Here is a 10,489-nt window from a genome sequence, read left to right on the forward strand (position 1 = left end):
ATCCGGGCCACTTCCTCCACTGCACTGAGCGTCCACCGGCCCGGCGTGCCCGCCGGGCCGGTCACGCGTCAGGCTTGCGGCCTTGTCTGCCTCTCCTTGCCGCGCCGGCCCTCGGTGGCCGCCCCCAACACCCGCTCCTGGAGCACAGACGCCCCCACCTGGCCCGGAAGACCTCCGACAGACTGTGGAGGTCCGGAAGAAGCGGACCGGGCGATGATCTGAGCTGCCACGGCATGAGCGTCGAAGCCGGACGGCGATCCCCCTCCGGGGGTCATCCCTCTCTCCCCGGGTACAGCGGCCGGCGCGCACCGGCGGACATCCCGCTGCGGATGATCCCGGCCGCCCTCCTGCCCTGCTCCGGGCGGGCCCCGGCCGCGGCGTCCTGAAGGATCTGCTCCGCCTGCTCACGGGTGAGGAACCCGGCGGTGACGAGTCCGCCCGCGGTGTACGAGGCCCGGTTGAGCTTCTCCGAGAAACCGGCGCCCTCGGCATGCGCCGCGCAGGCGGTCACCTCGGCCAGCACCGAGCCGAGCACGCTGAAGGCCCCCTGCCTGCCGCCGCCCGCCTCGACGACCGCCTGGAGCGCTCTGGGCGGCACGGGGCGGGGCCCGGGCGGCCGGTCCCGGGGCAGGTGGCCCGTACGCTCAAGCTCCTCGGCCAGCCAGGCCGGCAGCACCGCAGGCCTGGTGCACGAGCCCAAAACCCTGTAGGCCCCCGCCCGGGTCCGCGTCCCCGGCGCGATGATGTACCCGCCATGGGCGCGCACATCCACCTGCCAGGCCAGCGCACGCCCGCCACCCGACCCCGAAGAACTCTGCCACGGACGGGCGTCCGGTGCCCGGTACCAGACGTGGAGGCCGCCTGACGGGGTCCGCACCCGCAGGGTGCCCTCGTCGGCGGCCGGGTCGGGAGCGCCCCGCAGGGCCGCCAGAACAGCCAGCGTGTGGTAGCCGTTCGCGAGGCCCGTCAGGTCCACCTGCCCCGGGATGGGGATGCCCGGCAGCAGACGGTCGCGCTCGGGAAGCTCCTGCCCGTGGGCGTCGATGTCGATGACCACCAGCCCCGCTGGACCGCACGAGACCCCCACCCCTGACTCCGGGGCGCTCCCCCACCACCGCACGATTCTCTCGACGTCACGGGTGGCGGCCCGGAAACCGTGGCACCAACGCCCTTCTGCCGGGCATGGACAGCCCGAGTAGGCGTGACCGGGAGCCCGGCAGGCCTCGCAGTTGCCCGCCGGAGTCTTGCGGCCGGCCGCCAACGGATGAACCGGCCAACCCTGCTCCGCACACCACCGGGCAACGTCCACAGACCGCGGCCCAGCCGGGAGGACGGATCCCGGGCGTGCGGTGGAGAATCCCAGAACGCGCAGCTCAGGAGCCATACACCGTTCCCCCGTAGCGACTGAAGCGACCCAACGACCAACACAGATTAGCGAAAACATCCGGCCTGTGCGGAGCTTCCTCTTCCCGAATCTTGCACCGTATCGAGGCCGAAGAAGCCTCTACTCGCTCGTACGAATTCCACAGCGACCGAACCTCGTGAGTCGCTGTACCTCTGAATCGACATAGCGGCAGTTCGGAGGGGTTGCCGATGCCCGACAGCGACTGAAGCGACTCGACCCACCTGTATATGACGCACACCTGCACACGCGAAATGGCTTCATATACCCGAACTTTGAGTCGCTTGAGTCGCTACGGACGTCGGAAGGCCCGTTTGCCCTGGTAGCACGCACACGCGGGCGAGCGACCGAGCGACTCTCCGGTCGCTGCGGCGACCGAACCACCGCAGCGACGGTTCCTCCGCCGTCGCTGCGAAGATAACCGTTACTTCCGGAACTATTCGATCCACTTTTCGATCCGCTTGGTACGGGCCCACGCGGAAGGGTTCTGTCGGACGGCGACACGGCATGTCGCCACCGCCCCGCCCCCCGGACCGTGCAGCGTAAGACCGCGCCCCCCCGGGGGGGCGGGCACCGCGAGCCCCCCAGCAGGCCCACCGACCCCATTCCCCGGCAGCCCGTCTCCTGACGACCGGCGAAAGAAGCCTCCTCCCCCGCTGGGCGGGAAGGCGACCAAGTGGAACCCGGAAGAGACCTTTCGAGGAGAACGACATGTCCGAAGCCAACACGCCGAGCGCTGAACTGAAGTCTCTCGACCGCCTGGTCGGCACCTGGGCCGTCACCGGCGGAGCCGAAGGCACCGTCCGGTACGAGTGGATGCCCGGCGGATTCTTCCTGATCCAGCACGTGGACCTCACCCAGGACGGCGAACAGGTCTCCGGCATGGAGATGATCGGCCACCTCCGCCCGTTCGGCGAGCAGCCCGGCGACGACGTGGTGTCGCGGTACTACGACTCCCAGGGCAACACCTTCGACTACGTCTACGAGCTGGTCGACGACAAGCTCACCATCTGGGCGGGCGAGAAGGGCAGCCCCGCCTACTTCGAAGGCAAGTTCAACGCCGACGGCATTCAGATGACCGGCGACTGGGTCTACCCCGGTGGGGGCGGCTACGCGTCCACCATGACCCGCATCTGAACCACAGCCCCGCGACAGAAAATCGGTTAGCGGTCGGCCTCCGGTACGCCGGAAGCCGACCGCTGGAATTGAACCACCGCAGAAGGCCCGCAGCGAGCTCCGGCGCCAACCGGAGCTCCGGGCCGCGTTGGAACTCCGGGCCGCGTTGGAACTCCGGGGCGTGTGGAACGGGGGTGTCACTGGCCGCCCAGCGAACGGCGGAGCCCCCGCTTCCAGGCGGCGACGGATACGGACAGACACCCCTCGAGTTGGAAAAACGCAGGTCAGCTCGTTCCAACGCTCTCTATGCCAGGCGGCGGTCACCGCTTGGCACCCGTCGAGCGAGGGCGAGGAAGCCGACCTCGACTGGAATGACAAGTTCCACGGAACACCTCCCGTCGGCTTTCCCGCCTGGTTCGGTCCTCTACCCGCCGACCCGACGCCCACGAATTCCACCCATGAGACGGGTGGGAACCGAGGCGCTCAGCTCGATACGGTTGCGCTTTTCTCGGCCCGCTTGATCTCCCCGAGGTACTTCCGCACCGTTCCAACGGTGTAGCCGGAGCCCTCGGCAAGAATCGGCGCGAGCGCATTCGCGGACCGGGAACGTTCCTCCGGAGGCAGCCGCCGATAACGGACTGCCACGATTTCCGGCCCCGTCCGTACTTCAGCCTCGCGCTCCTGGACCTCCGACGCCTCCTCCCGCGCAGGCTGGGCGAGATCGATTGCCGGGTCCGGGCGTGAGGTCACGAAGCCCGGGACCTCATCGTGCTCGGGGATCCGCATCTGCACCACGCGGCGTCGCTCCCCCGTCCACTCCGCCTTCGCAGCGGACACGGCGATCTTCTCCACCGGCGTCTCCTCAGAACGAGAACGCCCCTCGCCGACATGGCTCCCGGATGCTTCGTTCGAGACCCCGGGCTCATCCGGCACCTCCTCGAACAAACCGTTCTTCGGCTTCGTCCGCTCCGGTCCGAACCTTGCGCTGCTCCCGTTCGACTGCGGCTCTGCCTGCTCGACGGTCGGCACCCCCGCCATGAGAGCCGTCGGTTCGATGCCGGCGGCGGCGAGGCCCGCGGGGGCGGTGTCGGCCAGGGGGACGCCGTACTTCGCCAGCCGCAGGGGCATCATCGACTCGATGGGGGCCTTGCGCCGCCAGTTGCGGCCGAAGCGGGCCTGGAGGCGGGCCTGGTAGATCAGCCGGTCCTGTTCGAGCTTGATGACCTGCTCGTAACTGCGCAGCTCCCACAGCTTCATCCGCCGCCACAGCTTGAACGTCGGGATGGGCGAGAGCAGCCAGCGGGTGAGGCGGACGCCCTCCATGTGCTTGTCGGCGGTGATGTCGGCGATCCGGCCCACCGCGTGCCGGGCGGCCTCGACGGCGACGACGAACAGCACCGGGATCACCGCGTGCATCGCGGTGCCGAGCGGGTCGGGCCAGGAGGCGGCCCCGTTGAACGCGATCGTCGCGGCGGTCAGCAGCCACGCCGTCTGGCGCAGCAGCGGGAAGGGGATGCGCATCCAGGTGAGCAGGAGGTCCAGGGCGAGCAGGACGCAGATGCCCGCGTCGATGCCGATCGGGAAGACCAGGGAGAACGTCCCGAAGCCCTTGTCCTCCGCGAGCTCGCGCACGGCGGCGTAGGAACCCGCGAAACCGATCGCGGCGATGACCACCGCACCGGCGATGACGACCCCGATGAGTATGCGGTGCGTGCGTGTCAGCTGCATCGCGGCCACGCGAGAGCCTCCTGGTGGAGCGGGCTGTCGAAGGGTTCGCTGAAGGAGGAGCTAGCACCCCTGCCGGGTGACCTCGGCACGGCAGGGGCGCTCGTGCGTGGACTCACTCCTGGGTCAGGAGCTTGGCGAGGGTGTGTCGGTCCTCGACGGTCATGTGCTCGCGGACCAGCTTGTTCAGTGCGTGCGGGCTGTGCCAGGGAAGATGCCTCGAGGAGCTCTGGCCCGTGATGGCACTGATAACGGCGTTATCAGTCTCCCGTCCCGTCGGGCGGGCCGGAGCCACCACGGAAGGCTGGTTCTCGGCGGGCCTGCTGATAACGGCGTTATCAGCAGGGGACTCCGGCGGCTCCTTCGCCCTCTGCCGCGCGGGGGCGATAACGCCGTTATCAGAAGACGGTTGAGACGAGGGGCCACTCCGCTTCCCCTTCTTCGCCACGGCCTGCACAGCTCGCGCGTCCGCTACTGCGCGCTGCTCTTCCGGGGTGCGCTTGGCCAGCCCCCGCACATGCTCGACCTTACGGCGGCCGGCCTCCAGGTCCGCCTGAAGCTCGGGGGCGAGCTCCAGCAGGGACAACCGCTGCGAGATGTAGGGCTGGGTGACACCGAGCCTCTTGGCTGCCTTGTGCTGCGATCCGTAGAACGCCACCAAGGTCTTCAGCGCCGCTGCCTCTTCCAGGTCGGAGAGGTTCTCCCGCTGGGCGTTCGCGACGAACGCGGACTCCAGAAGGGCTTCGTCCGTGGTGACCCGCGCGTCGTCGACGGTGACCTTGATCGTCGCGAGCCCTGCAGCCCGTGCCCCCGCCAGCCGACGGTGACCGTCGACGACGACATAACCCGCACCCGGCTCGAGTTCCGATGCTCGCTCAGGGCGGTCGCGGAGGTATGCCTCGACGGACGCGACGGTGATGGACTGGATCTGCCCGATCTCGCTGAGACTGGCGGCCATCCCGGAGACGTCGCCCAGGGTCTCCCGGGGGTTGTCGGGGTTGACGCTGACATCAGTGAGCGGCAGTTCGTTGGGATCCACGGTTCCGAAAGCCTGGTCGGTCAGCTGGCGCCGCACACTGCGCGCCTTGCCGGCCCGCGCGAACGACGACGATGCGCCCAGCTGGTCTTCCTTGGAACTCATGAAATCTGCCTCGCAATCGCCCGCATGCCCGTCGACTGGTCACAGTGAGGGGCGTGTTCCAGCAGCGGCATCCGCTTGCGTACCGCTTCTCGCTGTTCCTTGAGGTCGCCGATCACCGCGAGCACCTTCGGATCCCCCAGGTTCCGCCACTCCCGGAGAGAGGACGTGGCGACGACGCCGCGCCGACTGTCGTAGAGGTTCACCACGAGCCCGAGATACTCGATCTCCAGACCCAGGTCGTCTCGCAGCGACTCGACCTGATCGGCCAGCATGGCGTATGCCGTTGCCGAGGAGTCCTCGGCCAGCACGGGGATGACCATGCCTGAGATGCCCTCGGCCTCGCCTTGGCGACGCCGCCCGTAGTAGATCGCCGCGTCGGTCGCCATGCCGAGGCTCGGCGGGCAGTCGATCACGATCGCGTCGAAGTCCTTCTCCAACGGCTGCAGCGCCCGCTCCAACGCGGCTTCCTTGTTCCGCATCCGTGCGACGGCGATCTTCGCGTCGAGGAGGAATCCGTCCGGGCAGGCGGGCAGGACATGGAGGCGCTTCTCGAAGCGGGGCGACTCGATCGTGACCACCAAGTCTTTCAGCTGCCCCTTGCCTTCGCCGCACATGTGCAGCACCAGGCTGTCCGTCCCCGGGGGGAGCTGCTCGACACCGAGCTGGTCGCTCAGGTGCCCTTGAGGGTCGTAGTCCACGAGCAGCACCCGCATGCCGTCCTCGGCGAGCGCTTGCGCGACACCAGCGGCGACAGCCGTTTTCCCCACCCCTCCCTTCTGGTTTATGACGACCTTGCGCTGGACGATGCCCGTGACGGGACGGTGCCTGGGGGAGGGGTTGGCCCTCAGCCAACTCTGTACCGACTGAGCGAGGCCTTGGACGAACGGCATGCCGCCACGCTCGTGGCAGGTGCTCTTGAGCTCCTGCCACTGGCCCGGCGGAAGCCACGTGGAAAAGGAACTGGAGCCTGATGTGTCGACAGTGGGGCACTCATCGGGTGCCGCTTCACGCCAGGCGGTGATGCCGGCGGAAACAGCGTCCTGGATGTCGACGCCGAGTTCCGCAGCACGAACCTTGAGGTCCTGGCGCAGCCAGGACGGCAGCTTGGAGACAACCTTCTCTCTATCTCCAGCAGTACTTGAAGTGACCATGAGGTCAGCTTACTAACTTTGCGGAGAGTTGTGTTCAACGCCCTGCTCAACACGCGTGTCGCTGCACTTCACTGACTGCGCGACACACCGGATCGGCTCGGGCTGCGGAGCGGCACTGATAACGGCGTTATCAGTCAATGGCTGCGGCCGACGCTCCTGCCACGTGCGCTCTCCCTGTGCCGCAACGGTCTCGCCTGGAAGCATGCCCATGCCATGCGCCGTAAACCGAGGAAACCCAAAGAGCTTCCGGTTGGCTCATCCGGTCGCTGAGGAGGCTCACGACGCGTGGCACGACAGGATCATCGGCTCCTGCGGCAGGAGCATCGACGACGGCTCCGGGTCTGCCGAGCCGCCGGACGTCCTTGATCTCCACACCTTCAGCCTGTCCCATCACGCTCGGGGGCCGAACTCCACGACGAACAGACCGCGCCCGTGCGGCCGGCTCCAGCCTGCTGTTCAGCCTCGCCCCGGCAGTGGTCGTGGCCTACTGCAACGCCACCTCCTCCGCCTGGCTCGCTACCCTCTATCCCGCCTCGGGGGCACCTATGCCTATGGTCGCAAGCGCCTCGGCGACTTCTGAGGGCTACCTGGCCGACGGGCATTCCCTCTCGGCAAGACTGCCTCCTGCGCCGCCATGGCCCTGACCGCAGTCGACTACACAGGCGTCCACAAATCCGCCCTGCTCGCCCGCACCATCGTGGCTGCCGCCGTCGACCGAGCAGCCCAGCCAGCAGCTCACACTTATGTCGCTGTCCATGAAGGACAGGCTCTCGTGGGAGGTCCCCAGGACCTCGTCGAGAACGGTGCGGTGCAGGATGGTCCAGGCTTGTTCGGCGAGGTCGTTCGTCTTGAGGATGGTCAGGGTGAACGTGTGGAACGTGTCCTGGCCCTGCTGTCTCTTGAAGAGTCTCAGTTCCTCCGGCGACGTCCGAGTGGGGATTTGTTTCCTTGATCAGGCCCAGGTTTTCGTGTTTTACCGGTGCACTCTCGTTTACCGGTACATCAATAGTCGCTGCTGGGATTCCCTTGTGACTGCTTGGAGTGCCGGTGACGGCCGTGTCCTGGAGGATGCCTGGACCACCGGTGTCCTGCTGGATCTAGGGGGCCAGCGGGCAGTACGAATAGGTGACGAACATCGGCTTCGCCGCCTGATGTCACCCTTTTCCGGCCGGCATTCTCGCTTCCAGTCCTAGGCACTGTCCGGCGGATCATGGGCGGAGCCATAGGCGGACTGCTGCTGCGGTGACGGTGCCGTGGAAGACGTAGGCCCTTTTGTCGTAACGGGTGGCGACCGCGCGGGAGTTCTTGAGCCGGTTGATGGTCCGCTCGACCTCGTTGCGGCGCCGGTAGCGCTCGCGGTCGAAGCCAGCTGGCCTGCCGCCCGCGCTGCCTCTGCGCCGGCGGTTGGCCCGCTGGTCCTTCGGCTCGGGGATCGTGTGTGTGATGCGCCGTCTTCGCAGGTAGCGGCGATTTCGGCGTGAGCTGTAAGCCTTGTCGCCGCTGACATGGTCGGGCCTGGTCCGGGGCCGTCCGCCCAGCGGCCGGGGAACCCGGATCCGGTCCAGGACCTCGATCATCTGCGGGGCGTCACCCCACTGGCCTGGGGTGATCAGTAGAGCCATGGGGCGGCAGCCGCCTTCACCGGCGAGGTGGATCTTGGAGGTCAGACCGCCCCGGGACCGTCCGAGTCCCTCATCGGGGCGGTGGTGCCGGGGCCTCGTCCTTTTTTCGGGACCCGCGGTCCGACCCTGCGGGCGCCGGCCGCGTGCTGATGGGCCCGGCAGGACGTCGAGTCGACGCCCACCATCGACCAGTCGATCCGCCCGGCAAGGTCGGCGTCGGCCTGGACCGCCTGCAGGAGCCGGTCCCAGGTACCATCCGCCGACCAGCGGCGATGCCGTTCATACACGATCTTCCACGAGCCATAGCGTTCCGGCAGGTCACGCCACGGAACACCGGTGCGGACCCGGAACAGAATCCCGTTGAGCACGGTCCGGTGATCGTTCCACCGGCCGCCCCGGCCACCCAGCGAGGGCAGATGCGGCTCCAGCAGCAACCACTCTCGATTCGTCAGATCCCCCCGACCCATGACCCAACCAATGAGCGACCGGCCGGAAAGTCACATGATCCGCCGGACAGTGCCTAGGTGAGTGCAGTGATGCCCCGCTCGAACGCCCCAGCGCCCTTCCCCTTCGTGGCCGGTGTGGTCCGGGGCGTGAGCCCGAGACCTTCCAGGCGTGCGCGCTGTTCGTCGTTGAGGCTGTTCCAGCTGTGGGTTTCGGTCTGGCGGGTGGTCCAGGTGACCGCCTGGCCGCGATGCGCGCGGTCGTCTCGGCCGCGTAGCAAGCGCGTGCGGGTCGCCCCTCTGAGCGGGCGCGTTCGTGGCATGAAGCTGGGAAGCGGTTGATCGGCCGCCGTGGAGCGGCTGCGCACACCTGCTCACGGACAAATACATGCGAGACCTGGTATCTTGTGCTGCATGGTAGCCGGTGAAGCAAGTAATCAGGTTCCGGAGAAGATCGAGGTCCAGCTCCGTAAAGGGGTCCTGGAGTACTGCGTCCTGGCCCTTCTGCGAGACGGGCCCAAGTACGGGGTCGAGCTGCTGAAGGACTTGCAGGAGACCGTGCTCGCCACGAGCCCGGGCACCGTCTACCCCCTGCTTTCACGGCTCCGGCGCGACGAACTCGTCGTCACCACCTGGCAGGAGTCCTCCACCGGCCCGCCGCGCCGCTATTACGAGCTGACCGATGCGGGACGCACCGCGCTCGACTCCTTTACCGGCCTCTGGCCGGCATTCCGCGACACCGTCGACCACCTCCTTTCGCCCCCCAACGGGCGCCGGCACAACCCCTGAGGGGCGCACCTTGAAGACCGACGACAACACCCTGGTTCGGGAGTACCTCGCGACCGTGGAACGCGAGAGCACGGCACTGCCCCCGGCAGCCCGTCAGGAACTCCTCGCCGACCTCAGCGAGCACATAGAGGTCGCGCGCGCCGAACGGCCCGGCGACGTCCGCGCGATCCTCCACGAAGTGGGTGACCCCCGCACGATCGCCAACACCGCCCTCCACGAACTCGGCCACACCACCACATCCCCCACACGCACACCGAAGCGTCACCGTTCCCCCGCCTGGCTACCGCTGCTCCTTTTGATAATCAGCACCGTGCTGCCCTACGCGGGAGACCATGTGCTCCTGAGCTGGATCAGCATAGCCATGAAGATCACGGCCGTAGTGATGGTGTGCCGCTCCCGCTACTGGACGGCAGCCCGCAAATGGGCAGGCCTCATCCTGGCCACACTCCTGCCCGCCACGATGAACGTGATCTGGTACCTGGCCTTCGTCGCACCCCGCAACTACGCAGTGATCGACACATGGCGCTGGCCGGGGGCCGTCGCCGGACTTCTCCTGACGTTGGCCGGCGTGGGATGGCTGTTGCGGACCAGGGATCGCCAGGCGTGATCTTTCGGTTTTGTGACAGCGGAGTGAGCGTTTTCAGCGTGGCTACTGATCGGGTGACGCCGGTCAGGTCGAGGTGGGGGCCGCAACGCACAAGGCCCCCGTGCCGTTGAGGGAGGTGTTCGAGGTCTCAACCCATCGGCACAGGAGCCCTGTTGGTTCCCTGTCCTGCCGTACTCGACTTTCCTCACGCTCTGGTCGAGTGGGTCACCATGCTCGTCGTCACCCGCGAGGGTGACCGCCGCTGCAAGCTCCCGCCGCACCAACGTGCGCTCGCCGCTCTGGTGTACCTGCGCCGCCACGATACTCCCACCAGGATCGCGGCCGGGTTCGGAATATCCGTCGGCACCGCCCACGCGTACGTCACCGTCGTGACCGGCCTGCTCTCCGAACGAGCCCCCGGCCTCCTCAAGACGCTGCGTGAGCACGATCCGGAGTTCGTCCTGCTGGAGGGGACCCTTGCCGAATGCGACCGCGTCGGCGACAGCCGGGCGGA

9 protein-coding genes are annotated in these 10,489 nt (G+C 67.7%); 4 read left to right on the plus strand and 5 right to left on the minus strand.

What is annotated here, in order from left to right; all coding sequences use genetic code 11:
• Positions 1-271 precede the first annotated feature (271 nt).
• Complete coding sequence (locus tag AMK24_RS32290) at positions 272-1,384, minus strand: bifunctional DNA primase/polymerase (RefSeq protein ID WP_079190753.1); 1,113 nt, start codon at positions 1,382-1,384, stop codon at positions 272-274.
• Positions 1,385-2,113: 729 nt separating this feature from the next.
• Between AMK24_RS32290 and AMK24_RS32295 the strand changes: the two genes are divergently transcribed.
• Positions 2,114-2,539, plus strand: a complete 426-nt coding sequence (locus AMK24_RS32295) for a hypothetical protein (protein WP_073772431.1) — start codon at positions 2,114-2,116, stop codon at positions 2,537-2,539.
• A 462-nt stretch (positions 2,540-3,001) separates the two neighbouring features.
• Here AMK24_RS32295 and AMK24_RS35090 read toward each other — a convergent pair whose 3' ends face one another.
• The 4 genes from AMK24_RS35090 to AMK24_RS32945 form a co-directional block, all read right to left on the minus strand.
• On the minus strand, positions 3,002-4,255 hold the full coding sequence (locus AMK24_RS35090) for a DUF2637 domain-containing protein (RefSeq protein ID WP_242435351.1): 1,254 nt from the start codon (positions 4,253-4,255) through the stop codon (positions 3,002-3,004).
• 103 nt (positions 4,256-4,358) lie between these two features.
• The gene (locus AMK24_RS32305) at positions 4,359-5,384 is read right to left on the minus strand and encodes a ParB/RepB/Spo0J family partition protein (protein WP_073772432.1); all 1,026 of its coding nucleotides are present in this window, start codon (positions 5,382-5,384) and stop codon (positions 4,359-4,361) included.
• Positions 5,381-6,535, minus strand: a complete 1,155-nt coding sequence (locus AMK24_RS32310) for a ParA family protein (RefSeq protein ID WP_073772433.1) — start codon at positions 6,533-6,535, stop codon at positions 5,381-5,383. Before AMK24_RS32310 ends, AMK24_RS32305 begins: the two co-directional genes overlap by 4 nt.
• A 1,208-nt stretch (positions 6,536-7,743) precedes the next feature.
• Positions 7,744-8,624 (minus strand): IS5 family transposase gene (locus AMK24_RS32945; protein ID WP_107427524.1). Its coding sequence is split into 2 segments (ribosomal slippage): positions 7,744-8,264 and positions 8,264-8,624, totalling 882 coding nucleotides; the frame shifts between segments, so codons are not numbered across the junction.
• Positions 8,625-9,014: 390 nt separating this feature from the next.
• Between AMK24_RS32945 and AMK24_RS32325 the strand changes: the two genes are divergently transcribed.
• From AMK24_RS32325 to AMK24_RS32335, 3 genes are all read left to right on the plus strand, one after another.
• Positions 9,015-9,389 carry a PadR family transcriptional regulator gene (locus AMK24_RS32325; RefSeq protein ID WP_073772435.1) on the plus strand — a complete coding sequence of 125 codons (375 nt, stop codon included), beginning with the start codon at positions 9,015-9,017 and terminating at the stop codon, positions 9,387-9,389.
• 10 nt (positions 9,390-9,399) lie between these two features.
• Positions 9,400-9,996, plus strand: coding sequence for an HAAS signaling domain-containing protein (locus AMK24_RS32330; RefSeq protein ID WP_073772436.1), 597 nt, complete (start codon positions 9,400-9,402; stop codon positions 9,994-9,996).
• Between the two features lie 152 nt (positions 9,997-10,148).
• Positions 10,149-10,489: helix-turn-helix domain-containing protein (locus AMK24_RS32335; RefSeq protein WP_143203780.1), on the plus strand; the 341-nt coding region annotated here is incomplete at its 3' end.

The sequence above is a fragment of the Streptomyces sp. CB02366 genome, assembly GCF_001905905.1.
Classification (GTDB): domain Bacteria; phylum Actinomycetota; class Actinomycetes; order Streptomycetales; family Streptomycetaceae; genus Streptomyces.

Coding starts and splice junctions, on each gene's coding strand:
- AMK24_RS32290 (WP_079190753.1), bottom strand. CDS start 1,384: ATGGCTCCTGAGCTGCGCGTTCTGGGATTCTCCACCGCACGCCCGGGA.
- AMK24_RS32305 (WP_073772432.1), bottom strand. CDS start 5,384: ATGAGTTCCAAGGAAGACCAGCTGGGCGCATCGTCGTCGTTCGCGCGG.
- AMK24_RS32310 (WP_073772433.1), bottom strand. CDS start 6,535: ATGGTCACTTCAAGTACTGCTGGAGATAGAGAGAAGGTTGTCTCCAAG.
- AMK24_RS32325 (WP_073772435.1), top strand. CDS start 9,015: ATGGTAGCCGGTGAAGCAAGTAATCAGGTTCCGGAGAAGATCGAGGTC.
- AMK24_RS32295 (WP_073772431.1), top strand. CDS start 2,114: ATGTCCGAAGCCAACACGCCGAGCGCTGAACTGAAGTCTCTCGACCGC.